The sequence below is a fragment of the Aeromicrobium piscarium genome, from assembly GCF_007421815.1.
In the GTDB taxonomy this organism is placed as follows: domain Bacteria; phylum Actinomycetota; class Actinomycetes; order Propionibacteriales; family Nocardioidaceae; genus Aeromicrobium; species Aeromicrobium piscarium.
Genome location: NZ_VLNT01000023.1, coordinates 1 through 25,201, shown reverse-complemented (window position 1 = coordinate 25,201; position 25,201 = coordinate 1). Strand labels below are relative to the sequence as shown.

Below are 25,201 nucleotides of genomic sequence, written 5' to 3'. Positions count from 1 at the left end.
CATGATGCGCTACGCTGCGATCGTGGTCACCCGCCAACAGCAGATCGTGGACGTCGCGGCGGAGCTCTTCGCCGAGCGGGGGTTCCACGGCGTCTCGGTACAGGACATCGGCGAGGCGGTGGGCATCTCCGGTCCCGCGCTCTACAAGCACTTCTCCGGCAAGGCCGAGCTATTGCAGCACTCGCTCACCTCGGTCAGCGATCGGCTCCTCGCGGAGGGCACACGGCGCGCCGATGAGGCCCCCGATGCCTCAGCCGCCCTCGACGCGCTCATCGACTGGCACGTGGACTTCGCGCTCACCCATCCGGCGCTCATCGTGATCCAGGAGCGCGAGTGGTCCACCCTGGACGCCGCCTCACGAGAGCGGGTGCGTGAGACGCAGCTGGCGTACATCGACGTGTGGGTCGGTGTGCTGCGCGAGCTGCGGACCGACCTCGATCGCCCCACAGCCCAGGCCAGCGCACAGGCCGCCTTCGGGCTCCTCAACTCGACCCCGCACTCCGCCCGCCTGAACGACCGGCAGATGCGCGCCCTCCTGACGCAGATGGCCCACCGCGCCCTCCTCGCCCCCTGACCCTCCGGGTCCGACTTTTGCCGGGTTGCGGCCCTCGCCGATGGCGTTCGGGGGCCACAAGCCGGCAAAAGTCGAGCGTCAGCGGCGCGAGTCTCGGGGATCAGGACGGCTCGCCGAGCGGGACCGGCGGGCGCCGCCGAGTGATGCTCGCGATCGCGACACCGGTCATCATCACGACCGCACCCACTGCCTCCAGCGGGGTGGGCACCTCGTCCTGCACCGCCCATGCCGCCGCGATGCCGACGACGGGGACCAGCAGGATGAACGGCACGACGGACCCGGCCGGATGCCGGGAGAGCAGTCCGTTGAAGATCGTGTACCCGATCAGCGATGCACCGATAGCCGTGTAGGCGGTGCTGGCCGCGGCGCCCCAGCCGAAGGCGGACACGGCATCCGCGATCGCCGCGGGGCCGTCGACGAGCAGTGAGAGCAGCAGACACGGCACCGGCACGACGAGCGCCGACCACACCACGAGGGACAGCCCCGAGGACACCTTGGCCTGTCGCGCGACGACATTGCCCACGGCCCAGGAGAACGCCGCGCCGATCGTGATGACCACGGGGAGCACCGGCGCTCGCAGCCCGTGGGCGAGCGCCACCAGGAGCAGACCGGCCGCGCCGACCACCACCCCGATGACCTGACGGGTCGCCGTGCGTTCACCGAGCGCGGCCCAGGCCAGCACGATCGTGAAGATCACCTGCGCCTGGAGCACCAGCGAGGCGAGCCCCGAGGGCATGCCGGCCGCCAGCCCCAGGTAGAGCAGGCTGAACTGTCCGAGGCTCATGAAGGCTCCCACAGCCACCACCGACTGCCATCGGGCCCGTGGCCGCGGCACGAACAGCACGAGCGGGAAGGCGACGAAGGCGAAGCGCACCGCGAGGAACAGCAGCGGGGGCACGCCGCTCATCCCTTCGTCGATGATGACGAAGTTGAGTCCCCAGAGCACCGCGACGAGCACGGCCAGGGCGCTGTCGCGTGCCGGCACGCTCCCACGATCTCACCGGGCTACGACGGCGCCGGCCACGGCATGGGCTCGGGCGGTGTGTCATCCCGTACCTCGCGTCGTGAGGTACGGGATAGCACACCGCCCGAGCGGCGAGGTCAGAGGCGGCGGAAGGCCCGCCACGAGACGAAGGCGGCGGCGAGGGCGACGAAGATCGCCGTGCCCGAGGTCAGCTGCACGCCGAGATCGAAGGCGTTCCGGGCCGATTCCGCGAGCTGTTCGCCTAGACCGTTCGGATACTTCGCGGCGTACTGCATCGTGCTGCCGAGGGTCTCGAAGGCATGCCGCTTCTCGCCGTACGCCAACTCCGCCGGGACCGTGAGCTGTGCCCGGTAGGTGGCAGTCAGGATGCTGCCGAGCACCGCCGTACCCAGCACCGCGCCGACCTCGTAGGCCGTCTCGGAGATGGCTGAGGCCGCGCCCGCCTTCTGGGGCGGGACGCTCGCGAGGATGAGGTCATTCGTGAGCGTCTCGGCGATACCGATGCCGATCCCCATGATCGCGAAGGCGATGAGCACGCTCATCACCGTCGGATGTCCGGTGAACGCGGCGATCGTGTAGCCGAGCGAGGAGGCGACGAAGCTGCCGCTCACCAGCACCCGAACCGGAAAGCGCTCGACGAGACGCACCGCGACGAAGCCGAACACCACCGTGACGATCAGACCGGGCAGTAGCACCGTGGCCGCCCGCATCGGCGACAGCCCGATCACGAGCTGCAGCAACTGGGATCCGAAGAACAGGAACCCGGCCAGACCCATCAGGCTCAGCATGTTGGCCACGATCGCGCCGGTGAAGACCCGATTCTTGAACAGGGCGACATCGAGCATGGGATTGTCGCGCTGCTGCTGCCGGCGCACGAACAGCCAGCCAGCGCCGATCGCCAGGCCGATCGAGGCGAGGGTCACCGAATCGAGCCCGGCCTTGGCACCGTGCTTGATCGCGAAGACCGCGGGCACCATGGCGAGCATCGACAGAGCGATCGAGGCGAAGTCGAGGGGCCCCGGGTTGGGGTCGCGAGACTCCGGCAACAGGAACAGCGCCAAGGGCAGGAAGACGACGATCAGCGGCACGTTGATGAGGAAGACCGAGCCCCACCAGAAGTGCTCGAGCAGCCAGCCGCCGACGATGGGGCCGAGGGCGGCGCCACCGGAGAACATCGCCGCCCACGTGGCGATGGCGACGCGGCGATCGCGGGCGTGGTCGAAGACATTGCGGATGATCGAGAGCGTCGAGGGCATGAGGGTCGCGCCGAAGAAGCCCAAGAGGGCCCGGGCGAGGATGAGTGCCTCCGGGGACTCGGCCCACGCGGCGAACAGCGAGACGACCCCGAAGCCGCTCGCGCCGATGAGCAGCAGCCGGCGACGGCCGACGCGGTCGCCGATCGAGCCCATCGCGATGAGCAGACCGGCGAGCATGAGCGCGTAGATGTCGACGATCCACAACAGCTGGTTCCCGGTGGGCCGCAGATCCGTGCTGATCTCCGGCAGCGCGAAGCTCAGGACCGTGTTGTCGACCGACACCAGGAGGACGGGAATCATGAGGACCGCGAGGGCGAGCCACTCGCGGCGGCCGGCACGGACCGGCGCAGAGGTATCGATCATGGTCATGAGCTTTACTGTACCGTCCAGCCGGTACAGTACCCAAATTCCCTGGTATATGAGCTATGCCACGTGCGTGGACCCTCGAGAGACGGACACGGCCTAGACTCGGCGCATGCCGCCCGAGGAACCCTCCACTCGCGACAAGCTGCTCGACGCCTTCGAGACCCTGCTGGTGACCGAGGGGAGCCGCTCGGCGACGCTCGACAATGTCGCCGGGGCGGCCGGGGTCTCCAAGGGAGGGCTGCTCTACCACTTCCACAGCAAGGACGACCTCGTCGACGCGATGCTCTCTCGCATGCAGGAGATGGGTGAACGCGATATCGCCGCGATGCGGACGGCGCCCCAGGGACCCGTGGACTATTACCTGGAGACCTCCGTGGACTCCGGCTCGGCCTTCGATCGCGCACTGATCGCCGCCGCCCGCATCGCCCAGGAGAACGACGAGCGGGCCGGCAACGCCCTCGCCTCGCTGCGAGAACAGTGGTTCGCCGTGCTCAGCGAGCATCTCGGCGACGAGGCCCTCGCCCGCACGATCCAGCTGATCGGCGACGGCCTCTACTTCGATGACACCTCGGGATTCACCCATCCTCAGGCGCTCGAGCACGTGCGCGACGTGCTCGCCCGCCTGGACTTCTAAGAGATCAGCGCGGGGCGTCGAGCGCTGGGCGCTCCTGCAGCTTGCGGCCGGCCAGCCGGCGAAGACCCCACCAGGTGACCTTCCGCATCGCCTCGACGATGATGTCGCCGCTCATCTTCGAGGTGCCCTTCTCCCGGTCGCGGAACTCGATCGGGATCTCCACGATGCGGGCACCGAGATCGCGTCCGCGCACGGTCATGTCGATCTGGAAGCAGTAGCCGCGGGCGTTCACCGCGCCCAGATCGTAGCGTCGCAACAGCTCGGCGGAGAAGGCCCGGAAGCCCGCCGTCGCATCGTGCACGCCGAGCCCCAGCATCAGCCGGGCGTAGGTGTTCGCACCCCTGCTGAGGACCTCCCGGTGCCGCGGCCAGTCGACCACCGAGCCGCCGCGCACCCACCGCGACCCGATCGCGAGGTCCGCACGTCCCGAGCGCACTTCCTCGATGAGGGCCACGAGCCGGCCGGCCGGGTGCGAGCCGTCGGCATCCATCTCGACGAGGACGCCATAGCCGCGCTCCAGCCCCCACTCGAAGCCGGCGATGTAGGCACTGCCGAGGCCGCGCTTCCCGGACCGCTCCAGTACGTGCACACGGTCGTCCTCATAGTCGCGGGCGAGCTGGGCCGTGCCATCGGGACTCGCATCGTCGACGACCAGCACATCGGCATCCACTGCCAGCAGTACGCGATCGAGCGCATCGAGGATGTTCTCGCGCTCGTTGTAGGTCGGCACGATCACCAACGCACGAGTGCCCTGGTCCATGGCGGCGTCTCCCGGAGGTCGGTAGCGGTCACGATTGCCGACTCCCCAGGCTCGCGGGAGTCACAACCCGCCCACGGTACGCCAGGGGTCCTCAGCCCGCTCGGGATCGTACCGATCGACCCCGATCGGCTCCGCGAGCATGGTTCGGCCGACGAGCTACTGTGGGAGATCGGCCGGAAAACCGGCTCTCGTCGTCCCGTCACCGAAGGCAGCCGCCCCGTGCCCCTCCCCCTTGCGCGCGCCGTGCACACGCTGTGGGATCGCGTCGTCAGCTACGCCCTCAAGTTCGGCGTGGTGGGTCTCATCGGGCTGGTCGTCGACGTGGGTCTGTTCAACCTGCTGCGCTTCGGCCCCCTCGGCGGCGAGACCTGGGTGACCACGGCCCTGGGCGCCAAGACGGTGAGCACCTCCGTGGCCATCGTCTTCAACTGGGTGGGCAATCGCTACTGGACCTTCCGTGCCGAACGGCGTCCCGGATGGTTCAAAGAGTTCCTGGAGTACCTGGTGGTCTCGCTCGGCGGCATGGGTGTGAGCCTGCTGTGCCTGTGGTTCAGCCATCACGTGCTCGACCTGACCAGCGCCCTGGCCGACAACATCTCCGCGAACGTCGTGGGCCTCGCCCTCGGCACGATCTTCCGCTTCGTGCTCTACCGGTACTGGGTGTGGGGACATCACCGCGAGGAGGTACCGGTCTCCGGCACCCGGCTCGAGCGCGCCGAGAAGGTCGTCTTCACCGGCAGCGACGCCGACGCGCCTCATCCCACGATGTCGCGCCAGAGCGATCCCGCCGACTCCGCCTGAACGGCGCCGGCGCTCCACGCCGCGATGTCGCGCGTGAGCGCGTCCGCATCGGTCGTGGCCACGCGATACGTGACCCGCTCGTCGTAGTGGGCGTCGATCACCTCCCCCGCCTGCCGTAGGCGGTGCTCCAGCGGGCCCGCCTCGTTCATCGGCACCTGGACCCGCACGATGTCGAGGAGGCGACGCTCACGGGTGCCGGCGACATCGAGGGCCGCCGCGGTCGCGTCTCCGTAGGCGCGGACGAGCCCGCCCGCGCCGAGCAGCGTGCCACCGAACCAGCGGGTGACGACGGCCACCAGGTCGCTCAGGCCGTGTCCGTTGAGGACCTCCAATATCGGCCGACCGGCCGTGCCGGACGGCTCTCCGTCGTCATTGGAGCGCTGGAGGTCCGCTCGTGGTCCGATCACGAAGGCGGTGCAGTGGTGCCGGGCGTCGCGGTGCCGGCCGCGGATCTCCTCGATGGTCGACCGGGCGTCGTCCTCGCTCTGCACCCGGCGGACACACGCGAGGAACCGAGACCGCTTGACCTCGATCTCGGCCTGAGCCTCATTCCCGACCGCGAGGCCGAGGGTGCGGTACGACCTCAGCGGCGCCGCAGCTTCAGGAAGATGGACGGGCCGAAGTCACGACCGGCGAGCGGACGCTGGGCGAGCTTCTCGACGGTGGTCATGACGCCGATCGGCAGGTACTTCTTCAGGGTCTGGCTGCGTAGATTGCTCACCGAGAGTTTGTCGCTCAGCTGCAGTCCGGCCTCCGAGAGCTGCCCGACGACGGTGTCGATGTTGTGGTTGACGAAGGCGATCGCGTCGGGCTCGTCGACCGGGGCCGTGCGGATGCTGACCGGCTCGGTCGGCAGCGGCTGACCGAGCTTCTTGTACTTACGACGGTTCTTGAAGTGGCCGAGGTTGGCGACCTCGATGATCGCGGTGCCGCCGGGACGCAGCACACGCGCGATCTCGGCGAACTCGTCCGCCGGGGCGGGCAGGTGATGCATGACGCGGACCATGGTGATGAGGTCGAGCTCGCCGTCCTCGAACTTCAGGTCATCGGCCTGCATCTGGACCTGGGCGATGTCGGTGCCCTCCAGCAGCTTGGCGGCGGCCTCGAGCTGGGTGCGGCTCGGCTCCGCGAGGGTCACGCGGTCGGCGTACTCGCGCAGCAGCAGCGACAGCCGACCGAAACCGCCACCGATGTCGGCGGCGGCGGCGAAGCGCTGTCCGTCCAGCAACCGTCGGATCGCGATCTCCTCGGCGGCATGCTCGTAGTCCCGATTGTCCCAGTACTTGGTGTAGTCGTAATCGCGGTCGTACTGGTCGGCGACCTTCTTGCGCTTCTCACTCACGGCACCACCCTACCCGGGCCCCGGACGACTCAACCGAACGTGCGGGGGCCGAAGGCCGGAGCCTCCTTGGCGGTGCCGGCGCGTCGCGCCTCGCGGGTGTTGGCCGAACGCATCATCGCCTGCTGGAAGCGGCGTTCGAGACGGAATGCGCGGCGCGGGGTGGACCGGCGCGTGCGGTCCATGAGCCGTTTGCCGGCGGCGACGGCATCCGGCGAGCGCTCCAGGATCTGATCGACCAGCTCCTCCGCCGGGACCGAGGGATCCTCGTGGACCCCGGAGGCGACACCGTAGTCGACGGCCTTCTCGCCGGAGAAGACCTCGCCGGTCAGCACGAGCCGCTTGGCGACATCGGCCGGCACGAGATCACCGAGGGGGACCGTGCCGCTCATGTCGGGGACGAGGCCCCACTTGGCCTCCATCACCGACCACTGGCAGTCCGGTGTGGTGAAGCGGAAGTCCGCCGCGAGCGCCAGCTGGATGCCCCCGCCGAAGACGTGTCCGCGGGTGAGCGCGATGACCGGGACGGGCAGTTCGCGCCAGACCCAGAGCGGGCGCTGGAATCCGTTCGTGCCGCGAAGGGGGTTGGCGAGGAAGCGCCTGGCCACCTCGCGCTTGCGGGTCAGGACCGCACCGAAGTCGAGGCCGGCGCAGAAGGAGGAGCCGCGTCCTTCCAGCAGCACCGCGCGGACGCCGCGCTCACGTTCGATCGTCGCGGCGGCGTCGACCAGGCCGTCGAGGAGGTCGAAGGTGATCGCATTGAGTTTGTCGGGCCGATTGAGCCACACCCGGGCGATCGGGCCCTCGATCTCGGTCTCCACCTGACGCTCGCTCATGAGAACACCCTAGTGTCCTGCGCCCCACCCACGGACCGAGTGCGGCGCGAGACGGCGCTCAGGTGGCCAGGACGCGGGAGAGCACGACCTCGACGGTGTCGTGAAGTCCCTTGACGGTGGCGACGTCGGCCGGCCAGCCGGGACCCGCGAGCACGACGGTGGTGTCGTCCGCGAGCCGGTCGAGCACCGCGATCACGGGATCGCGGGGAGGCCTGGTCATCGACGCCCAGAGGAACAGCACCTGCGGACGCACCGTGGTCAGGACCGTCTCCAATGCCGACGCGGGCAGTCGCGCGCCGAGCTCCACCGAGCTGATGCCGTGTTCGCACAGCGCGGCCTCGAGCGCCACGACGGGGAGCTTGTGCTGGTCGTCCTCCGCGCTCGCGACGATGACCGAGGTCGGGCGGTCGAGCTCGGGCAGGCTCTGACGGCGCGAATGCGCGCGCAAGGCGCTGAGCACGCTCGAGCTGGCGAGATGCTCGCCTTCCACTCCCAGTCGGCCGTCGGCCCAGCGCTCGCCGATCTCCACGAAGGCCGGCACGAACACGTCGTCCCAGGCTTCCACGGTGCCGAAGGTCTCCAGCGCGGTCGCCGCGACCTGGTGGAGCGCACGAGCGTCGAAGGACTGGGTCGCCTGGACGAACTGCTCGGCGAGGCGTCGCTGGTCGGGTGTCGGCTCGGCAGCGGGGACGATCTCCGTCGCGGATGCCTGGTCGCCGACGAGTCGCTTGGCGACCTTGGCCGCTTCCTGGGCGGTGACCCCGCGCGCCAACAGCCGACGCATCAGATCGACGCGGTCGATGTCGAGCGCGGAGTAGCGGCGATGGCCTCCGCTCGTGCGCAAGGTGGGGCCGAGACCGTAGCGGCGCTCCCATGTGCGCAGCGTCGAGGCCGAGATTTCCAAGCGCTCGGCGACCATGCCCACGCTCCAGGTCACGTCGGCAGCACCGCGCCAGTGGGCAGCGGTCGAGGCCTCGTCAGGATCCGCGGGAGGGGGCGGGTCGGGGGTCATCACCATCTCGATCAGTTTAGAACTTGTTCACGGCCTTGCCATGTGAATAGGTTATGAGTAAGTTTATCGGCACGTCATCACTCGGGGTTGAGCAAGCAGCCACGACGTCCCACAGTTCGCACGTGGAAGGCAGCAGCATGGTGAACATCAAGCGTCTCCCGTCCCCCATCATCGAGTCGTACGCCTGGCAGTGGGAGGGAGCCTGCATGGGTGCCGACTCCTCGGTATTCTTCTCCCCCGAAGCCGAGCGTGGCGCCAAGCGACATCGGCGTGAAGAGGCCGCCAAGGCCGTCTGCGCCACCTGCCCGGTCATCGACCAGTGCCGCGAGCACGCCCTGCGCGTCCAGGAGCCCTACGGTGTCTGGGGCGGACTCACCGAATCCGAACGATCCAAGCTGCTCGAGCAGCGGATCGCCAGCTGACGGCGAAGGGAGGACCATGTCTCTGGAAGGCAAGTCCATCGCGATCATCACCTCACAGGTCGGCGTCGAGAAAGTCGAACTCACGTCCCCCCGAGAGGCCATCATCTCGGCTGGAGGCCGAGCCGTCCACGCCGCCCCCGCCTCCGACGATGTTCAGTCGATGGTCGGCGATGTCGACAAGGACGAGACGTTCGCCCCGGACGCCACCATCGCCGATCTCTCGGTCGACGACTTCGACGCGGTGGTGATCCCCGGTGGCACCGTCAACGCGGACACCCTCCGTCTCGATGACACCGCGCTCGGGTTCATCAAGGCCTTCGCCGCGGCCGGCAAGCCGATCGCCGCGATCTGCCACGGCCCCTGGGCACTCGTCGAGACCGGGCTCACGCGGGGCAAGACGCTGACGTCGTACCCGAGCCTGCGTACCGACATCGTCAACGCGGGTGGCCAGTGGGTCGACGAGACGGTCAAGCACTGCACCGCGGAAGGCTTCGACCTCATCACCTCACGCAATCCCGACGATCTCGAGGCGTTCAACGCCACCATCGTGGACGTGGTGGGACAGCGATGAGCGGCAAGGACTTCGCGGGTGCGGAGGCCGAGGCCAGCACCTCGGCAAAAATCCTCTACAAGCCGGTCGGCATCGTCAGCTCGGTCATCGCCGGTGTCGTGGCGGGCTTCGCCTTCAAGCAGATCTGGAAGCGGGTGAGCCCCAATTCCGAGGGCGACGCCCCAGGCCCGCTGGAGTCGGAGTTCTCGCTCAAGGAGATCCTGCTGGCCGCCGTGCTGCAGGGCGCGATCTTCTCCGTGGTGAAGGCCCTCGTCCAACGTCAAGGCGCGCGTGCGTTCCAGAAGGCCACCGGCGAGTGGCCCGGTAACTGACCCCGTCCCCTCACTTCCCCGTCACGAAAGGCATCATCATGTGGAGTCTCCTCGTCTTCCTACTCGTCGGCCTCATCGCCGGTTTCATCGCACGCGCTGTCGTCCCCGGTGACGACAGCATGGGCGTGATCGGCACGATCATCCTGGGCGTCGTCGGCTCGTTCGTCGGTGGCTCGATCGGCGCCGTCATCAGCGGCGACGGCTTCGGTCTCGGCAACACCGCCGGCATCATCGGATCGGTGATCGGCGCGATCATCGTCCTCATCGTGTTCAACGCGGTCACGGGTCGAAAGAAGGCCTGATCCGCCGGAGCGAAGGGCCGTCGACCACCCGGTCGACGGCCCTTCCTCATGTCCGACGCCACTGAGTGTGACGTCAGGTCGTCGCAGGTCGCCCGTGACGCCAGTAGCCGACGAAGTCTACGTGGCGCTTGGGCACGCCCCACTCGTGCACGAGATGGCGGCGAGCACCCGTGGCGAGACCGGACTCTCCGATGAGATGCGCGTGGAGGACGCCGTCCGGCGGGACGGTCGTCTTCAGGGCCTCCAGCGCGAGCTGTCCCGGCCGGTCGGTGCCCATGGACGACTCGTCTCGATGGATCCAGCGCACCTCCATCTCGGGCGGTACCAGCAACTCTTGGCGGTCGCCGGCTGTGGGCACCTCGATGATCGCGATCCCCCGCGCCGTCTCCGGGAGCGAGGCAATGATTCCCGCCACGGCGGGCAGTGCTGTCTCATCACCGACGAGCAGCGTCCAGTCGTGCGGGTGGTCAGGCGTGAAGCCGACGCCCTGGTCCAGGAATCCGACGCGGTCACCGGGGCTGGCAGAGAGGGCGAATTGAGCCGCCGGACCCAGACCTCCTGCCTCGTGCCCGTGGATCACGAAGTCGATGTCCACCTCCCCCGTTCCAGAACGGACATCGCGCAGCGTGTACGCCCGGACCCATGGACGTCGCACCTTCGGTGTGGCGAGGTACTGCAGGTACCAGCCGATCTCGCTGGTCCGTGTCGGCAGTTGCAGCACGTCCTGTCCCTCGCGCGCGAGGAAGAGCCGACACCAGTGGTCGTACCCGCGCGGCACCAGTTCGTCCAGCCCGCCGAGGGTCAGGCGTACGAAGTTCGGGCTGATGCGTTCGGCGTGGCGCACGTGCGCCATGGTGAACTGCCGATCAGCGGGCGTATTCTTCTTTCTCCCCATGGAATGAGGGTAGCCTTACCTGTAGCCGTCCAGCCTCGCTCCGCCACCATCACCGGTTTCATTGCGCGCTGTCGGCCGCGGTGACGACAGCATGGGCGCCGTCGACGTCGGCCGTCGGCCCCTCATCACAGAAGGACAGCCCGGGTTACGTGGGCTCCGTTGACCATGATCTGTCGGTGGGCGGCTCTACGGTCGTGCCATGAGCCTGAGACCTGTGATGATCACCTGCGACTCCATCGACCCGCTGCCGCTCGGCCGCTGGTGGGCCGAGCAGACCGGCGGCGAGGTCATCGCCGAGAACGACGGCTGGTTCTCGGTGGTGCAACTGAGCAGCGGTCCCCGGCTGGCCTTCCAGAAGGTCGCCGATCCCACGCCCGGCAAGAATCGTGTCCACCTCGATCTGGAAGCCGATGGCGATCTCGACGACGAGGCCGCGCGGCTGGTGGCGTCGGGCGCGGAGCGTCTCGATGAGCAGACCATGGGCGACTTCCGATGGATCGTCATGGCCGACCCCGACGGCAACGTGTTCTGCATCTCGGGCGCTCACTGACGACGCGCGTCGTGCACGGGCGGCGTCGGTGCGAGCAGATAGCCGGCCGACGGGTCGCCATAGACCCGCAGCGTGCCGCGATCGTTCCGCCAACGCCAGGCGAGGTCCGCACAGACGACCGCGTCGAGCTCATCCTCGACCCGGTCCAGGTCGACCTGTCGATGCGCCTCCTCCACCGCTCGGCGTAGTCGCGACCACGCGGGCGACGCCACGAGCCGGAGCCTGCGGACGCTCTCGAGGAGCCCGAGCAGCCGCAGGAACTCAGCACGCCGATCCTCCACCCTCCGGCCCCGGCCGCGCTTGTAGGCGAGTCGGTAGGGGAGGGCGAACAGTCCCACGAGCGCCGCGTGTGGATAGACCTCGACACAGACGATGCCCTCCGCGCGCCGCGGGTCAGTCGGCCAGCCGTGCCGGCGGACCAGCGACTCGCCGCGCGGCGGGTCGAACCAGGGGCGGCCACGGTTGGTGGCGTGGCAGCCCGCTCCGTAACGGCCGAAAGCCGAGGTCACCTCCGCCTCACCCGAGCGCATCCCCGTCTCATTGAGCACCAACAGCGGCGCGTCCACTCCGATCGCCGCCGGATCCCAGCGCGCGATCCAGGCATCGATCTCGTCATCGGTCCGGACGCTGGCAGTGTCGACCAGCGCCCCGGAGACATCGAGCACCGCCAGTCCGGTACGCCCGCGCTCACCCCAGGCCAGGTCGACGCCGACGAACTCCACCGGCCCATCCTCACCCATCGCCCCCGATCGGTCAGGCGCTGAGCACTCGGGTACTGCGGAACCCCCGCGCGGTCAGGACGACCAGCACAGCACTCGCGGCGATCGTCCCCACCAGCACCAGGCCGAGGGCCGTCACCACCCAGCCCGGCAGCAGCAGGACCGATGGCACGGCCACCAGCGCCGGGAGCATCGCCAGCAGCCTGATCGGCCCGCCATTCAAGCCCGCCTTGGACTCCAGGCTGCCGGGATACAGCAGCGCGCCGAACAGCGTCACCGTGGACGACCAGATCGCCATCGACAGGGGCACGACCACGAGCGCCGCGACATAGGCGACCGAGACCGTGACGCTCACCCCCAGCACCACGGCGGTCGCGGCCATCGCCAGGGCGAAGCTCACCGTGGCCACGACCCATGAGGCCGCCGTGAGCAGGAGACCGGCGCCGAGGTACGCGATGAAGAGCGAGCGCCGCGGGATCGGTCCGGCGAGCAGGACCTCGATGCCTCCGCCGCTGACATCGTCGGCGACGACCCCGGGGAGGGTCAGCGTCGCGACGACGGCCACCAGCATGCCGAGCACGGCTGGAGCCATGGTCAGCACATAGGCGGTCATCGGGAGGAACCCGCCGTCGTCGTCGTGGACGGAGACGAGACCGGTCCCCTCCGTCGGGATCAGCTCGGACAGCTCCGGCAGCGTGTTCGCGCCCCCGGACCCGAGGAACACCACCACGCCGAGCACGCCTCCGACCACCGCTGCCAGCCACACCGCGGTGCTGCGCTGCTGGCGCCAGGCGCGTCGGGCGAACGCGAGGATGCGACGGCGGCCCACGCTCATGAGGTCCTCCCCAGGATCTCGAGGATGTCCGTCTCGGTGACCGCCGTTCCGTCACCGCCGAGCTCGACCACCTCGTGTCCGGTGACGATCAGATAGGCGTCGGCGAGCTCGATCGCCTCGGGCACGCTGTGCGTCGAGTAGAGCACCGTGCGCTCGCGGCCCCAGTCACGCAACAGGTCGCGGGTCTGCGCGGCGTAGACCGGATCGAGTCCGCTGAGCGGCTCGTCGAGCACGACGAACTCCGGGTCCGTCATCGCCAGCCGCGCGAGATCGACCCGCTGACGCTGGCCTCGGCTCAGCGTCGCGACCTTCCGCGACACGAGCTCCGACAGGTCGAAACGCTCGATCAGCTCCGGCAGGCCGACCCTGGTGACCTCGGGATAGGTGCCGGTGACGCTCTGCCAGAACTCGAGATTCTGCTCGACGGTCAGAGACGTGGCCAGCGCGGACTCATGCCCGAGATAGCCCACACGCGAGCGGACCGCGGCGCCGTCCTCGACCTCGACGTCGAGCACCCGGCACGTCCCACGCAGTGCCGGGATGATGCCGCAGAGCGTCCGCATCAAGGTCGTCTTGCCTGAGCCGTTCCGGCCGAGCAAGGCGGTGATGCCGGGGCGGAGCCGGAGGTCGAGCGGACCGGCGACCTCGGTGTCGCCGTACCCCACGACGAGACCGGTGGCCTGCGCGGTGCTCATGCCGAGCCCTCCGCTCCGGGCTCTGGCCGAGGGACCAGGATCGTCGTGAGCTTCCGTCGCCGCCGTCCCTCACCCGGGGCATGGGCGCGCACGGCGACGAGCGCTTCCATCAGCGCACCGGTGAGCTCGTCGACCTCCTCATCGGTCGCCCAGAAGTCCGCCTGGGCGAAGCTCACACGGTCTGCGGCCAGATCGCGCCCGTCGCCTCCGAGGTACTCGCCGAAGTCGCGGATCAGACCGGAGGTGAACACGGTGAAGGCCGTCAACAGCTCCTCGGAGCTCGACGCCGCCAGCTCCTCGGCTGTCGGGTTGGCGAACCCCGCCGCCAAGCGATAGGTCTTCTCGCTCGCACCCCGAATCTGTTGCTCACCAGCGACCTCGATCAGCTCGTGCCTCACCAGCTGGGCGACGTGACGGTACAAGGTCGCAATGGGGACATCGGGCAGACGTCGATGGAGCTGGTGGGTGGTCAGCTCCTCGCCGAGAAGGGCCTGCACGATCTGCAGCCGGACCGGGTGCAGCACTACCGAGGGCATCGACATACCTCAACGCTATCACTATCAATATTAATATCGGTTGCGTCCTCGTTGAGTGGGGCGGTCCGGGAACAAGATCGGACTACGATCGACCTATGGGCCTGCTGACGTTCAGCCTCAATGTCACCCTCGACGGCTGCGTCGACCACCAGGAGGGCATCGCCGACGACGAGACGCACGCCTACTTCACCCGCCTCATGGACGAAAGCGGCGCGATGCTGTGGGGCCGCGTCACCTACGAGATGATGGAGAGCTACTGGCCCGCGGTCGCCCGCGGCGACGAGGACGCACCGCCGGCGCTCCGCGAATGGGCCCTCAAGCTGGAGTCCAAGCCGAAGTACGTGGTGTCCTCGACGCGAAGCGACTTCCCGTGGACCAACAGCCACCACGTCATCGGCGATCTACGCACGGCGGTTCGGGAGCTCAAGGAAGCGACTCCCGACGGGGTGCTGGTGGGCAGCGGCGCGCTCGCGACGGGACTGGACCGACTGGATCTGATCGACGAGTACGCCTTCCTCCTGCACCCGATGATCGCCGGCCACGGCCCCACGCTGTACCAGGGCGGACTGCTCGGCACTCGACGCCTCGAGCTGATGTCCGCCGAGCCGCTCGGCAATGGCGCGGTCGCCCTGCACTACCGGCGCGCCGATCCTCCCCAGCGAGAATCCTGACGGTCTCGACAAGGCAGTAGTCGCACGCCACCTCACGGTATAAGTGTCTGCCCAATTACTATGGTTCTCATAAAATATGAATCTCATAGCATGGAGTGACACATGGACCTCGAAGCGCCACTGGAAGGCTGGTTCACCCACCTCGCCTGGGCCATCGACCTGCGCCTGACCGGCCCCTTCGTCCGCTTCAGTCAGAAGCGCGCGGAGCACGGACGCGAGCTGGCACGACTCGCTGCAGAGCTCACGGCAGAGGAGGAGGTCTCCACCGCCCACGCACTGGAGATCACCGCGATCCCGCCCATCGATGGCGGTCCCCGCTACGATCTCGCACTGCTCGTCCACGCCGATGAACCCCTGAGCGACCTGCTGGTCGAACGGGCCGCAGCCCTCGGACTGGATCAGCCGGAGCTCGCTCTGACGGCTCGCAACGCGGTGAGGATCGGCGACACAGAGGAACGCGGCGGGGAGATCCTCTTGAACCACTTCGCCGGCGAGGCGAGCTCCGAGGAGGCGGTCGGGGCGTGGACCTCCGTGGCGAGGTGGTACGCCGACAAGCTCGGAGTCGACAATTCCACGCTCCTGGAGTTCACCGGAGAGGCACCCTTCCTCATCATGAACTACGCCGTCATCCCGGGGAAGGTGGTGCCGTTCCTGGTGAACCAGCTGCTGCGTCCGTCGTTCTACCGAACGGTGCGCGGACAACTGCGCGAGGTGGGGATCACGCCGTTCCCCTTGTTCGCGAGGAGACTGGAGACATGACCACGCCCTCGAGCGACTCGCTGATCCTCGCGCTCCGCAGGCTGCGCACCGGCTTCGCTACCCACGACCGCGCCGTCGCCAACACGGCAGGGCTACGCGAGAGCGACCTGACGGTACTGGAGGTGCTGCACCGCGAGGGACCGCAGACCCCCACAGCGCTCGCGCACCAGACCTCCACGCATCTGGCGACGATGACCGGGGTGCTGACCCGATTGGAGAGGGATGGCTGGATCGAACGCCATCCCGATGCCGCCGACCGCCGCTCGATCCACATCCACGCCACCAGCATCGAGCGCTTCCAGGCGCTCTACGACGACAGCATCGGACGGCTGCTTGAGGTCATCGAGCGGTGGACCGACGACCAGGCACAGTCCTTCCTCGACGCCACCGAGGACATCGCTCGTGCGCTGGAGGACTGATCGACACTGGCGCAGGTAGACCGTCAACCTCGTCCGCGCTCGATGGGGTTGACCGGCTACCGCCCCACGGCGGGAGAGGTTGATGACCTACCGCCGCCTCCCGAGCGTGCCGTGAACACGAGACAGCCCCTCACCCGTGAGACCGGATGAGGGGCTGATCGGTACTGTGCGCGAGGGGGGATTTGAACCCCCACGCCCTTGCGGACACTGGCACCTGAAGCCAGCGCGTCTACCATTCCGCCACTCGCGCGTGTGGCCGTCCGTCACCGACGCTACGACCGAGGAATGAGTCTAGCAGCGCCCTTCGGCCAGTCGCGTACCGGCCCGCCTCCACGGGACCGATACGATCAAGGAGAGTCACTGCCCGGTCCCCAGCGAGAGGAGTGCACCATGGCTGGCGTCCTGAGCCGCTTCGAGCGACGCCTCGAAGGCGCCGTCACGGGTGCTTTCGCGCGGGCGTTCCGCAGCGCGGTGCAGCCGGTCGAGATCGCTGCCGAGCTGCAGCGCGAGATCGACAACTCCACCAGCATCCTCTCCCGCGACCGCATCCTCGTCCCCAACGACTTCACGGTGCATCTCTCCCAGGCGGACTACGAGCGGCTGACACCGTTCGGCTCCACGCTCGCCGAGGAGCTCGCCACGTTGGTACGCGAGCACGTCGAGGAGCAGCGGTACACCCTCGCCGGCGGGCTGGCGATCACCTTCGAGCGCGACGACACGCTGCGCACGGGACGCTTCACGGTCGACAGCCGCACGAATGCGACCGTCCACGCCTCACCCGCCGAGCGACTCACCGACACCTCCGTGCGCTCAGCCGCCGTGGTCCTCGAGGTCGGCGGCATGAAGCACCCCGTCAGTCCACCCGGCCTGGTCATCGGCCGCGGCTCCGACAGCGATCTCAAGATCGACGACCCAGGTATCTCCCGCCGGCACGCCCGCATCCACGTGGGCGGGCTCGCCGATGCCCCCGCCGTGGCCGTCGAAGACCTCGGTTCCACCAACGGCGTGGTCGTCGACGGACGGCGCGTAGAATCCTCGCCGGTGTCCGACGGGTCGCAGATTCGGCTCGGAAACACTACCCTCACCGTGCGCATCCCCTCGTCCACTCGGTGATCCGGAGCACCATGAGCGAACTGACCCTGACTCTCATCAAGTTCGGCTTCCTGGCCGTCTTGTGGATCTTCGTGCTGTCCGCCGTCTCGGTGATCCGCACCGACATCTTCGGCACCCGGGTGCCCACCCGGCCCGTCGCCAAAGCGGCCAAGGCCGGCAAGACCCCCACACCCGCCACCCCCAAGAAGAAGACGCCGAAGAAGCGCGGAGCGCGCGGCCGGCCCTCGGTGCTGCAGATCGTCGACGGCCCCAATGCGGGACAGAGCGTGCCGCTCGGCGACGAGCCGCTGCTGCTCGGTCGCGGCACCGACGCGGCCATCCGGCTCAACGACGACTACGTCTCGACGCGTCACGCCCGCTTCGCCAGCAACGGCGAACAGTGGTTCGTCGAGGATCTGGGCTCCACCAACGGCACCTACATCGGCAGCCAGCGGATCACCTCGCCGGTCCCCGTGCCGCTCGGCACCCAGGTGCGGCTCGGCAAGACGATCGTGGAGCTGCGCAAGTAGATGGCACTCACCTACCGCTACGTCGCACTTACCGACACAGGACTGCGACGCTCGAACAACCAGGACTCCGGCTACGCGAGCAGCCGGCTCCTGCTGTTGGCCGACGGGATGGGCGGTGCCGCGGCCGGGGACCTCGCCTCCTCGCAGACCCTGAACGTCATCCGCGGTGAGGTCGAGCGGGACCTGCCCGAGGACACCGACGCGCTGAGCGTCCTCGGCACCGCCGTCGACCACGCGAACGACCGCCTCGGACAGCTCATCACCGACGACCCGGCGGTCGAGGGCATGGGCACCACGCTCGAGGCACTGCTCTGGGACGGCGAGAAGCTCGCCTGGGCGCACATCGGCGACTCGCGCGTCTACCGCCTCCGCGAGGGCCGCCTCGCCCAGATCAGCACCGATCACACCTTCGTGCAGAGCCTCGTCGACGAAGGACGCATCACCCGCGAGGAAGCTCGCGTCCACCCGCACCGGTCTCTGCTCCTCCGCGCCATGCTCGGCCGCGATGACAACGAGGCCGACCTGTCCTGGTTGCAGCCGTCCGCGGGGGACCGCTACCTGCTGTGCAGCGACGGGCTGTCCGACATGGTCGACGACGACGGCATCGAACAGGCCATGCGCCTGGAGTCGATCGACGCCGCCGCGACCGAGCTGGTCCGGCTGGCCCTCGAGGGCGGAGGCGTCGACAACGTCACCGTCGTGATCGGAGAGTTCGTCGAGGCCACGACCGAGGACGAGACGGACGCCGAACTCGCCTGCGCCGACGGCAAGCCGCAGATCGTCGGTGCCGCCGCCGACGCCCCACGACCCCGTCAGTCCGACGAGACCGGCCCCGTCGCCGCCGTCCCAACCCCGGTCGACACCACCGGTGAGCATCCGCCCACGGGACGCGAGCAGCAGGACCCCGAGGAGCTCCGCTACGCGCCCCGACCGCCGAGCCGCTGGCGGTGGGTGCGGTGGACCATCGGCGTCCTCCTCCTGCTCGGCCTCGCCGGAGGCGTCGCCTACTGGGCCTACGAGTGGAGCCAGCAGCAGTACTACGTCGCCGAGGACGACGGCCGGGTCGCCATCTACCGCGGTGTCGACGCCTCGCTGCCGGGCATCACCCTGCAGCACATCGACGAGCGCACCGATATCCAGATCGAGGACCTTCCCGACTACCAGCAAGGCCGGGTCGAGGCGGGTATCAGCGCCGCGAGCCGCGAGGACGCCGACCAGATCGTCGAGAACCTGCAGTCCTCACTCCCCGAGCCCACGCCCTCTACCTCCCCGAGCGCCACCACCGAGCCGGCGACGGAGGGGACGCCATGAGCGACCAGTCGCCCACCCTCGCGCCGCGTAAGCGCCGCGGCGCCGAGCTGGTCCTGACCCTGATGGCCGTGGTCATCGGCGTCTTCGGCTATATCGCCGTCGGCCTCGGGACCACCGGCGCCATCCCCACCGACACGTACCGGCTCATCGGCGGTCTCGTGCTGGCCGCCGTCGGCGCCCACCTGGCCGTACGCCGTTTCGCGCCCTACGCCGATCCTGTGCTGCTGCCCCTCGTCCTGTGTCTCAATGGGCTCGGCCTGGTGATGATCCATCGCCTCGACCTCGGCCGGCAGGCGATCAACCCCGACCGCGGGGCATTCGCGACGGGTCAGGTGATCTGGACCTTCGTCGGCATCGTGGCTTTCACGGCGGTGCTCGTCGTGGTGCGTGACCACCGCCGACTCCAGGGCTTCACCTACACCTTCGGACTGGTGGCCATCGGTCTGCTGCTGCTCCCTCTCCTCCCCGGGATCGGCCAGGAGATCAACGGCGCACGCATCTGGATCCACCTCGGCCCGTTCAGCTTCCAGCCCGGTGAGGCCGCCAAGGTCTGCCTGGCGATCTTCTTCGCCGGCTATCTCGTGGTCAAGCGCGATGTCCTCGCGCTGGCCGGCAAGCGACTCCTCGGCATCGACCTCCCCCGCGGACGCGACCTCGGACCGATCCTCCTCGGCTGGCTGATCAGCGTCGGCATCCTGGTCTTCCAGCGCGATCTGGGCTCGTCGCTGCTGTTCTTCGGGCTCTTCGTGGTCGTGCTGTTCGTCGCCACCGAGCGGCCCGGATGGCTGGTCGTCGGCGCCCTGTTGTTCGTGGTCGGGGCGTGGTTCGGCTACACGGCCTTCGGTCACGTGCGTGTGCGCTTCGAGGCGTGGCTCGATCCCTTCAGCAATCCCGACCAGAACGGACAGATCATCAGCGCACTGTTCGGGCTCGCCCACGGCGGCGTGCTCGGCCGCGGCTGGGGACTGGGCAGCCCGGAGATCACGCCCTTCTCCTTCTCCGACTTCATCCTCGCCTCGCTCGGCGAGGAACTCGGCCTCACCGGGCTCATGGCGGTCCTGCTGATCTACGGCCTGATCGTCGAACGCGGCCTGCGGATCGCCCTGACCTGCCGCGACGGCTTCGGCAAGCTGCTCGGCATCGGCCTGACGATGTCCTTCGCGATCCAGGTCTTCATCGTCGCCGGCGGCGTCACGCGCCTCATCCCCCTCACGGGCCTGACCGCGCCCTTCCTCGCCCAGGGCGGATCTTCGATCGTCATGAACTGGGCAATCATCGCGCTGCTGCTGCGCATCAGTGACCAGACCCGGCGCCCCGCGCCGAAGACTTCCCGCGTCGACGCGGATGACCAGACCCAGGTGGTGAAGCTGTGAACAAGCCGATCCGCATCCTCGCGGTGGCCTGTCTCGTGATGTTCGTGGGGCTGCTGTTCAACGTCAACTACATCCAGGCGCTGGACGCCGACAACCTGAACGCCCGCGAGGGCAACCGTCGCGTCATGGACGAGCAGTTCAGCCGCGAGCGCGGGGCAATCCTCGTCGATGGAACGGCGATCGCCGAGAGCGTCCCCTCGAATGACCGTTGGCGATTCCAGCGGCAGTATCCCGAGGGTCCGCTCTACGCCCCGCTGACGGGCTACTTCTCGTACATCTACGGCCAGAGCGCGATCGAACGCAGCCAGAACAGCATCCTGTCCGGCGACGACAACCGGCTCTTCGTCAACAGAGTCGTCGACCTGCTCGGCAACCAGGAGCCCCAGGGCGGCAGCGTGGAGCTGACCATCGACCCGGTCGCGCAGCGCGCCGCCGCCGAAGGCCTGCGGGACCTCGGCGAGGGCACCCGAGGCGCGGTCGCCGCCATCGACCCGCAGACCGGGGCGGTCCTCGCCCTCGCGACGCAGCCGAGCTACGACCCGAACGCTCTCGCGAGCCACGACCTCCAGGCCACCAACGACGCCTGGGACCAGCTCACCAATGACGACAACCAGCCGATGGCCAACCGCGCCACCCAGGCCACGCTCCCGCCGGGCTCGACCTTCAAGCTGGTCACCGCCGCCGCGGCGATGGAGAATCTCGACCTCAATCCCGATTCGCAAGTCAAGGGCGGAGCGGAGCTCGCGTTCCCGGGCAAGACCTACACGCTGCCCAATCAGGGCGGCGGCAACTGCGGTGGCGATCCGATCACGCTGCGCCAGGCCCTCGAGGTCTCCTGCAATGTCAGCTTCGGTGATCTCGCCAATCAGGTCGGCGAGGACGAGCTCATCGAGCAGGCCGAGAAGTTCGGCTTCGGCACCGACCCCATCTCCGGGATCGCCGCCAACGAGAGCCTGGTGACCGGCCAGAGCTCGAATCTCGAGGACACGCAGCTCGCGCAGACCGGCATCGGTCAGTACGAGGTCACCGCCACGCCGTTGCAGATGGCGATGGTCGCCGCGGGGATCGCCAACGACGGCTCCGTGATGACGCCCTATCTCGTCGACACCGTGCGTGCGCCCAATCTGGAAGTCCTCGACACGACCAAGCCCGAGCGTCTCAGTGAGGCCATGAGCGCCGGCAAGGCCGGCCAGCTCAAGGACATGATGGTGTCGGTCGTGGACTCCGGCACCGGACGTCCCGCCGCGATCCCCGGCGTCCAGGTCGGCGGCAAGACCGGCACCGCCGAGTCGGCCGAGGGCCGCCCGCCGTATGCCTGGTTCGTCGGCTTCGCCCCGGCGGACGACCCGCAGGTCGCCGTCGCCGTCATGGTCGAGTCCTTGGAGGGCAACACCTCCGATATCGGAGGCGGGCGCCTCGGCGGCCCGATCGCCCGCGCTGTCATGGAGGCGATCCTGCGATGACCCTGGCCCCCCTCACCGCCCAACACCCTCTGGGAGACTGAACAGCATGACCGAATCGGACGAGACCCCCGTTCCGCTGGGAGACCGCTACGAAATCAGCGGCCTCCTGGGTCGCGGTGGCATGGCCGACGTACGCGAAGGCCGTGACCTGCGTCTGGGACGCCCCGTCGCGATCAAGCAACTGCGCGCCGACCTCGCAGCCGATCCGACGTTCCAGGAACGATTCCGTCGCGAGGCCCAATCGGCGGCGTCGCTGAACCACCCCTCCATCGTCGCGGTCTACGACACCGGCGAGGCCGAGGACATCCACGGCAACAACATCCCGTACATCGTCATGGAGCTCGTCGAGGGCCGGACGCTGCGCGATGTGCTGCGCGACGGGCGCAAGATCATGCCCGAACGCGCCCTGTCGATCACCGCGGACATCCTCAGCGCCTTGGACTACAGCCACCGCGCGGGCATCATCCACCGCGACATCAAGCCGGCCAACATCATGCTGACGCCGGCCGGCCAGGTGAAGGTCATGGACTTCGGCATCGCTCGCGCGATCGCCGACTCCTCCAGCGCCATGACGCAGACAGCCGCCGTCATCGGCACCGCCCAGTACCTGTCTCCCGAGCAGGCCCGCGGCGAGACCGTCGACGCCCGCAGCGACATCTACTCCACCGGCTGCGTGCTCTATGAGCTGTTGACCGGCCGTCCGCCCTTCGTCGGCGACAGCCCGGTCTCCGTGGCGTACCAGCATGTGCGCGAGGAGGCCACGCCTCCCTCGCAGCTCAACCCCGAGGTCAGCCTCGAGATCGACCACATCGTCGCCAAGGCCCTCGCCAAGCGCGTCGACGACCGTTATTCCAGTGCGGCCGACATGCGCAAAGACATCGAGCGCGTGCTGGCCGGTGGGCACGTCGACGCTCCCACCCAGGCGACACAGGCGATCGGTGCCACCGCGGTCGCACCGGCCGCCGCCGCGGCGGTACCCACCGCAGCGGACGCCGACGAGGAGGGGTCCTCGTCCAAGAAGAAGTGGTGGATCGCGTTGGCGGTGCTGCTCATCGCACTGGTCGCCGCGCTCGGCTTCGGCTACTTCCAGGGCTGGTTCGAGAGCGAGGACGATCCGGTCGCTCAGACCGCGGTACCCGCGGTCGCCGGCATGGACGAGCAGACCGCCACGCGGGCACTCGACAATGAAGGACTGCAGGTCGGCGATGTCGTCGAGGAGGCCAATCCCGATGTCGAGTCCGGCCAGGTGATCCGCACGGAGCCGGGTGAGGGTGAGACGGTCGATGAGGGTTCGGCCGTCGATCTGGTCATCAGCACCGGTCCCGAACAGGTCGAGGTCCCCAATCTGAGGGACTATGACGCCGACTCGGCCGAGAAGCTCCTCGCCGATGCCGGATTCCAGGTCGAACGGCAGGAGAACGACAACGAGGCCGCCGCCGGCACGGTGTTGAACACCAATCCGCCGGCCGGCACGTCGCTGCCCAAGGGCAGCACCGTCACCTTGATCATCTCCCGTGGCCAGGTCGCGGTGCCGAATGTCGTCGGCCAGGATCGCGACGACGCCCAGAAGACCCTGGAGGACGCCGGCTTCACGGTGAACATCACCGAGGATGCGAATGCCGACGAGCCCAATGGGCGGGTCATCTCGCAGAACCCCGGCAGCGGCACCCAGGTGTCACCGGGTGCGGAGATCACCATCACCGTGTCGACCAATGATGATGACGACGAGTCGCCCTCTCCCTCACCACCGAGGAGCCCGTCACCCCGGTAAGCGGATCACTCCCGGGTGGCGGTAGGCCATCAACGTCACCTCGCCGGGTGGCGGTAAGCCATCAACCCCATCGCGACTCGATAAGGTTGACCAGCTACCGCCACCCGGATCGATAGGTTGACGAGCTACCGCCGCTGAGCCGAGGGGTTAGAGCTAGCCGTCTTCGCTGACCTGGGCGTGTTCCAGATTGAGCGAGCCCTCGTACGCCGGTGCCACGAGCGCGTCGACCGTGCTGCGGTCGTAGCCGAGCTGGTACCGCGCGGCCCAGTCCCGGTAGGTCGTGACCTCCGGCGACTGGGACAGGGCGATCGACATGTCGCCCGGATCTCCGATCGCCTCGATGACATAGGGCGGCGAGTAGGGCACGCCGTCGAGCACGACGGTGTTGCCGACGCACTTGATGCCGGTGGTGGAGATGAGCCGCTGTCCCTGGAGGGTGACCGCCTCGGCGCCCCCCGCCCACAGGGCGTTGACGAAGGCTTGGATGTCCTGCTGATGGACCACCAGGAAGTTCGGGTCCACGCCCTCGGGGGCGACCTCGCGGGGGGCATCGGTCAGGGTGATCCGCATCCCCGGCCCGGTGATCTCGGAGAAACCGCTCACCGGCTCCAGGGCACGGACCCGCTCGCGGGCCTCGTCCAGCCCCGACGAGCTCGTGGCCTGCTCGGTGAAACGGTCGATCTCACGCTGGAGCGCGGAGGCATCGGCCTGACGCTTCTCGACCACGCGCGCCCGATCGGACAGCAGGGTCGAGATGTCGCCACCCGCGGGACGCAGGTCCAGACCGTCGGAGGTGACATTGGCGGCGACGAAGGCGTATCCGCACACGACGCTGACGCCCAGCACGCCGAGATGCCAGCCGCGCCGGACGCGCCGATCGCGCCCGGACTCCTCATGCCTCGCCACGCGCACTAGGCTAGTGCAGAACACCGAACCGGCCGCCTGGCCGCCGAACCCATCGGAGTACGACCGTGCCCCTTCGCAAGAAGAACGAGTCCCGCGGACCGAAGCCGCAGAAGATCGGCAATCGCTGGGCCGCACCTGCCATGGTCATCTCGGCCGTCATCGGTCTGCTGTGGATCGTGGTGTTCTACACGATCAGCTCCACCGACATCACGATTCCCTGGTACTCCGATCTCGGCCAGTGGAATCTGGCGATCGGCATGGGCTTCATCGTCGCGGCCTTCGGGTTCGCGATGAAGTGGGAGTAGTCCCTCCTCTTACTCGACCGACGCGCCGGCGCCGGGCCGATGGAGCGCTCCATCGTGGCCCGATGTCCGGCGCGTTTGTCGGCAACGCTCGAAAACTGGACGATTGCATCGCCCGAAAAGTGAACGGTGTGTGGGCAGCCTAGTCGTTGTCTCGGTCGGCGGTCTCGCGGATGCTGGGCAGCGTCTCGATGCCGCGGTTGCG

Annotated in this window: 30 protein-coding genes, 1 tRNA gene and 1 pseudogene; 18 read left to right on the top strand and 14 right to left on the bottom strand. The window is 68.5% G+C overall.

Annotation, left to right across the window (positions count from 1 at the left end):
* Position 1 precedes the first annotated feature (1 nt).
* Positions 2 to 574, top strand: coding sequence for a TetR/AcrR family transcriptional regulator (locus FNM00_RS16985; RefSeq protein ID WP_246065216.1), 573 nt, complete (start codon positions 2 to 4; stop codon positions 572 to 574).
* A 100-nt stretch (positions 575 to 674) separates the two neighbouring features.
* Here FNM00_RS16985 and FNM00_RS16980 read toward each other — a convergent pair whose 3' ends face one another.
* A complete protein-coding gene (locus tag FNM00_RS16980) occupies positions 675 to 1,559 on the bottom strand; it encodes an EamA family transporter (protein ID WP_143914727.1) in 885 nt (294 codons plus the stop codon).
* Positions 1,560 to 1,675: 116 nt separating this feature from the next.
* Positions 1,676 to 3,184, bottom strand: coding sequence for an MFS transporter (locus FNM00_RS16975; protein WP_221933793.1), 1,509 nt, complete (start codon positions 3,182 to 3,184; stop codon positions 1,676 to 1,678).
* A 106-nt stretch (positions 3,185 to 3,290) separates the two neighbouring features.
* Between FNM00_RS16975 and FNM00_RS16970 the strand changes: the two genes are divergently transcribed.
* Positions 3,291 to 3,815, top strand: a complete 525-nt coding sequence (locus FNM00_RS16970; protein WP_143914726.1) for a TetR/AcrR family transcriptional regulator — start codon at positions 3,291 to 3,293, stop codon at positions 3,813 to 3,815.
* A 4-nt stretch (positions 3,816 to 3,819) separates the two neighbouring features.
* On the opposite strand, the gene FNM00_RS16965 is transcribed toward FNM00_RS16970, so the two are convergent.
* Positions 3,820 to 4,575 (bottom strand): polyprenol monophosphomannose synthase, encoded by a 756-nt coding sequence (locus FNM00_RS16965; RefSeq protein ID WP_143914725.1) that lies wholly within the window; start codon positions 4,573 to 4,575, stop codon positions 3,820 to 3,822.
* A 219-nt stretch (positions 4,576 to 4,794) separates the two neighbouring features.
* Here FNM00_RS16965 and FNM00_RS16960 point away from each other — a divergent pair, with 219 nt between their 5' ends.
* Positions 4,795 to 5,376: a GtrA family protein gene (locus tag FNM00_RS16960; RefSeq protein ID WP_143914724.1), complete on the top strand. Its 582-nt coding sequence runs from the start codon at positions 4,795 to 4,797 to the stop codon at positions 5,374 to 5,376.
* Here FNM00_RS16960 and FNM00_RS16955 read toward each other — a convergent pair.
* Genes FNM00_RS16955 through FNM00_RS16940 form a run of 4 tightly spaced genes read right to left on the bottom strand, consistent with a single transcriptional unit; the run spans position 5,331 to position 8,569 of the window.
* Entirely contained in the window at positions 5,331 to 5,909 is a 579-nt protein-coding gene (locus tag FNM00_RS16955; protein ID WP_281281139.1) for an IMPACT family protein, read from the bottom strand. The genes FNM00_RS16960 and FNM00_RS16955 overlap by 46 nt on opposite strands.
* A gap of 50 nt (positions 5,910 to 5,959) precedes the next feature.
* The gene (locus FNM00_RS16950) at positions 5,960 to 6,718 is read right to left on the bottom strand and encodes a class I SAM-dependent methyltransferase (protein WP_143914722.1); all 759 of its coding nucleotides are present in this window, start codon (positions 6,716 to 6,718) and stop codon (positions 5,960 to 5,962) included.
* 29 nt (positions 6,719 to 6,747) lie between these two features.
* A complete protein-coding gene (locus FNM00_RS16945) occupies positions 6,748 to 7,551 on the bottom strand; it encodes a crotonase/enoyl-CoA hydratase family protein (RefSeq protein WP_143914721.1) in 804 nt (267 codons plus the stop codon).
* A 58-nt stretch (positions 7,552 to 7,609) separates the two neighbouring features.
* The gene (locus FNM00_RS16940; protein WP_143914720.1) at positions 7,610 to 8,569 is read right to left on the bottom strand and encodes a MerR family transcriptional regulator; all 960 of its coding nucleotides are present in this window, start codon (positions 8,567 to 8,569) and stop codon (positions 7,610 to 7,612) included.
* 116 nt (positions 8,570 to 8,685) lie between these two features.
* Here FNM00_RS16940 and FNM00_RS16935 point away from each other — a divergent pair, with 116 nt between their 5' ends.
* From FNM00_RS16935 to FNM00_RS16920, 4 genes are read left to right on the top strand one after another with little or no spacing between them, the layout of a single operon-like run.
* Entirely contained in the window at positions 8,686 to 8,985 is a 300-nt protein-coding gene (locus tag FNM00_RS16935; RefSeq protein WP_425456819.1) for a WhiB family transcriptional regulator, read from the top strand.
* 16 nt (positions 8,986 to 9,001) lie between these two features.
* Positions 9,002 to 9,556 (top strand): type 1 glutamine amidotransferase domain-containing protein, encoded by a 555-nt coding sequence (locus tag FNM00_RS16930; RefSeq protein ID WP_143914719.1) that lies wholly within the window; start codon positions 9,002 to 9,004, stop codon positions 9,554 to 9,556.
* The gene (locus FNM00_RS16925) at positions 9,553 to 9,867 is read left to right on the top strand and encodes a DUF4235 domain-containing protein (protein ID WP_143914718.1); all 315 of its coding nucleotides are present in this window, start codon (positions 9,553 to 9,555) and stop codon (positions 9,865 to 9,867) included. Before FNM00_RS16930 ends, FNM00_RS16925 begins: the two co-directional genes overlap by 4 nt.
* A 38-nt stretch (positions 9,868 to 9,905) precedes the next feature.
* Positions 9,906 to 10,169 (top strand): GlsB/YeaQ/YmgE family stress response membrane protein, encoded by a 264-nt coding sequence (locus FNM00_RS16920; protein ID WP_205198152.1) that lies wholly within the window; start codon positions 9,906 to 9,908, stop codon positions 10,167 to 10,169.
* A 73-nt stretch (positions 10,170 to 10,242) separates the two neighbouring features.
* Here the strand turns inward: FNM00_RS16920 and FNM00_RS16915 are convergent, their stop codons facing one another.
* Positions 10,243 to 11,064: a siderophore-interacting protein gene (locus FNM00_RS16915; protein WP_221933792.1), complete on the bottom strand. Its 822-nt coding sequence runs from the start codon at positions 11,062 to 11,064 to the stop codon at positions 10,243 to 10,245.
* Positions 11,065 to 11,263: 199 nt separating this feature from the next.
* Here FNM00_RS16915 and FNM00_RS16910 point away from each other — a divergent pair, with 199 nt between their 5' ends.
* Complete coding sequence (locus tag FNM00_RS16910) at positions 11,264 to 11,614, top strand: VOC family protein (protein WP_143914716.1); 351 nt, start codon at positions 11,264 to 11,266, stop codon at positions 11,612 to 11,614.
* On the opposite strand, the gene FNM00_RS16905 is transcribed toward FNM00_RS16910, so the two are convergent.
* Genes FNM00_RS16905 through FNM00_RS16890 form a run of 4 tightly spaced genes read right to left on the bottom strand, consistent with a single transcriptional unit; the run spans position 11,608 to position 14,405 of the window.
* Entirely contained in the window at positions 11,608 to 12,336 is a 729-nt protein-coding gene (locus FNM00_RS16905) for a DUF429 domain-containing protein (protein ID WP_185973210.1), read from the bottom strand. The two genes, FNM00_RS16910 and FNM00_RS16905, sit on opposite strands and share 7 nt — an antisense overlap.
* Positions 12,337 to 12,367: 31 nt before the next feature.
* A complete protein-coding gene (locus tag FNM00_RS16900; RefSeq protein ID WP_143914714.1) occupies positions 12,368 to 13,168 on the bottom strand; it encodes a hypothetical protein in 801 nt (266 codons plus the stop codon).
* Entirely contained in the window at positions 13,165 to 13,863 is a 699-nt protein-coding gene (locus FNM00_RS16895) for an ABC transporter ATP-binding protein (RefSeq protein ID WP_143914713.1), read from the bottom strand. Before FNM00_RS16895 ends, FNM00_RS16900 begins: the two co-directional genes overlap by 4 nt.
* Complete coding sequence (locus FNM00_RS16890) at positions 13,860 to 14,405, bottom strand: helix-turn-helix domain-containing protein (protein ID WP_143914712.1); 546 nt, start codon at positions 14,403 to 14,405, stop codon at positions 13,860 to 13,862. The genes FNM00_RS16895 and FNM00_RS16890 overlap by 4 nt, the downstream gene beginning before the upstream one ends.
* Positions 14,406 to 14,494: 89 nt before the next feature.
* On the opposite strand from FNM00_RS16890, the gene FNM00_RS16885 reads away from it, so the two are divergent.
* From FNM00_RS16885 to FNM00_RS16875, 3 genes are all read left to right on the top strand, one after another.
* The gene (locus FNM00_RS16885) at positions 14,495 to 15,070 is read left to right on the top strand and encodes a dihydrofolate reductase family protein (RefSeq protein WP_143914711.1); all 576 of its coding nucleotides are present in this window, start codon (positions 14,495 to 14,497) and stop codon (positions 15,068 to 15,070) included.
* 102 nt (positions 15,071 to 15,172) lie between these two features.
* Positions 15,173 to 15,829 carry a hypothetical protein gene (locus FNM00_RS16880; protein ID WP_143914710.1) on the top strand — a complete coding sequence of 219 codons (657 nt, stop codon included), beginning with the start codon at positions 15,173 to 15,175 and terminating at the stop codon, positions 15,827 to 15,829.
* On the top strand, positions 15,826 to 16,248 hold the full coding sequence (locus tag FNM00_RS16875) for a MarR family winged helix-turn-helix transcriptional regulator (RefSeq protein ID WP_143914709.1): 423 nt from the start codon (positions 15,826 to 15,828) through the stop codon (positions 16,246 to 16,248). The genes FNM00_RS16880 and FNM00_RS16875 overlap by 4 nt, the downstream gene beginning before the upstream one ends.
* Before the next feature lie 167 nt (positions 16,249 to 16,415).
* On the opposite strand, the gene FNM00_RS16870 is transcribed toward FNM00_RS16875, so the two are convergent.
* Positions 16,416 to 16,498: transfer RNA gene (locus tag FNM00_RS16870), tRNA-Leu, on the bottom strand.
* Positions 16,499 to 16,638: 140 nt separating this feature from the next.
* Between FNM00_RS16870 and FNM00_RS16865 the strand changes: the two genes are divergently transcribed.
* From FNM00_RS16865 to pknB, 6 genes are read left to right on the top strand one after another with little or no spacing between them, the layout of a single operon-like run.
* Positions 16,639 to 17,361 (top strand): FHA domain-containing protein, encoded by a 723-nt coding sequence (locus FNM00_RS16865; protein ID WP_143914708.1) that lies wholly within the window; start codon positions 16,639 to 16,641, stop codon positions 17,359 to 17,361.
* An 11-nt stretch (positions 17,362 to 17,372) separates the two neighbouring features.
* A complete protein-coding gene (locus FNM00_RS16860) occupies positions 17,373 to 17,870 on the top strand; it encodes an FHA domain-containing protein FhaB/FipA (protein WP_143914707.1) in 498 nt (165 codons plus the stop codon).
* Positions 17,871 to 19,181 carry a PP2C family protein-serine/threonine phosphatase gene (locus FNM00_RS16855; protein ID WP_143914706.1) on the top strand — a complete coding sequence of 437 codons (1,311 nt, stop codon included), beginning with the start codon at positions 17,871 to 17,873 and terminating at the stop codon, positions 19,179 to 19,181.
* Complete coding sequence (locus tag FNM00_RS16850) at positions 19,178 to 20,554, top strand: FtsW/RodA/SpoVE family cell cycle protein (protein WP_143914705.1); 1,377 nt, start codon at positions 19,178 to 19,180, stop codon at positions 20,552 to 20,554. The genes FNM00_RS16855 and FNM00_RS16850 overlap by 4 nt, the downstream gene beginning before the upstream one ends.
* The gene (locus FNM00_RS16845) at positions 20,551 to 22,017 is read left to right on the top strand and encodes a peptidoglycan D,D-transpeptidase FtsI family protein (RefSeq protein ID WP_143914704.1); all 1,467 of its coding nucleotides are present in this window, start codon (positions 20,551 to 20,553) and stop codon (positions 22,015 to 22,017) included. Before FNM00_RS16850 ends, FNM00_RS16845 begins: the two co-directional genes overlap by 4 nt.
* A 46-nt stretch (positions 22,018 to 22,063) precedes the next feature.
* A complete protein-coding gene (pknB, locus tag FNM00_RS16840; RefSeq protein ID WP_143914703.1) occupies positions 22,064 to 23,788 on the top strand; it encodes a Stk1 family PASTA domain-containing Ser/Thr kinase in 1,725 nt (574 codons plus the stop codon).
* A gap of 153 nt (positions 23,789 to 23,941) precedes the next feature.
* On the opposite strand, the gene FNM00_RS19310 is transcribed toward pknB, so the two are convergent.
* Complete coding sequence (locus FNM00_RS19310) at positions 23,942 to 24,694, bottom strand: DUF881 domain-containing protein (RefSeq protein WP_342778546.1); 753 nt, start codon at positions 24,692 to 24,694, stop codon at positions 23,942 to 23,944.
* A 62-nt stretch (positions 24,695 to 24,756) separates the two neighbouring features.
* On the opposite strand from FNM00_RS19310, the pseudogene FNM00_RS16830 reads away from it, so the two are divergent.
* A pseudogene (locus FNM00_RS16830) lies at positions 24,757 to 24,999 on the top strand (cell division protein CrgA); the annotation flags it as partial.
* Between the last annotated feature and the right edge of the window lie 202 nt (positions 25,000 to 25,201).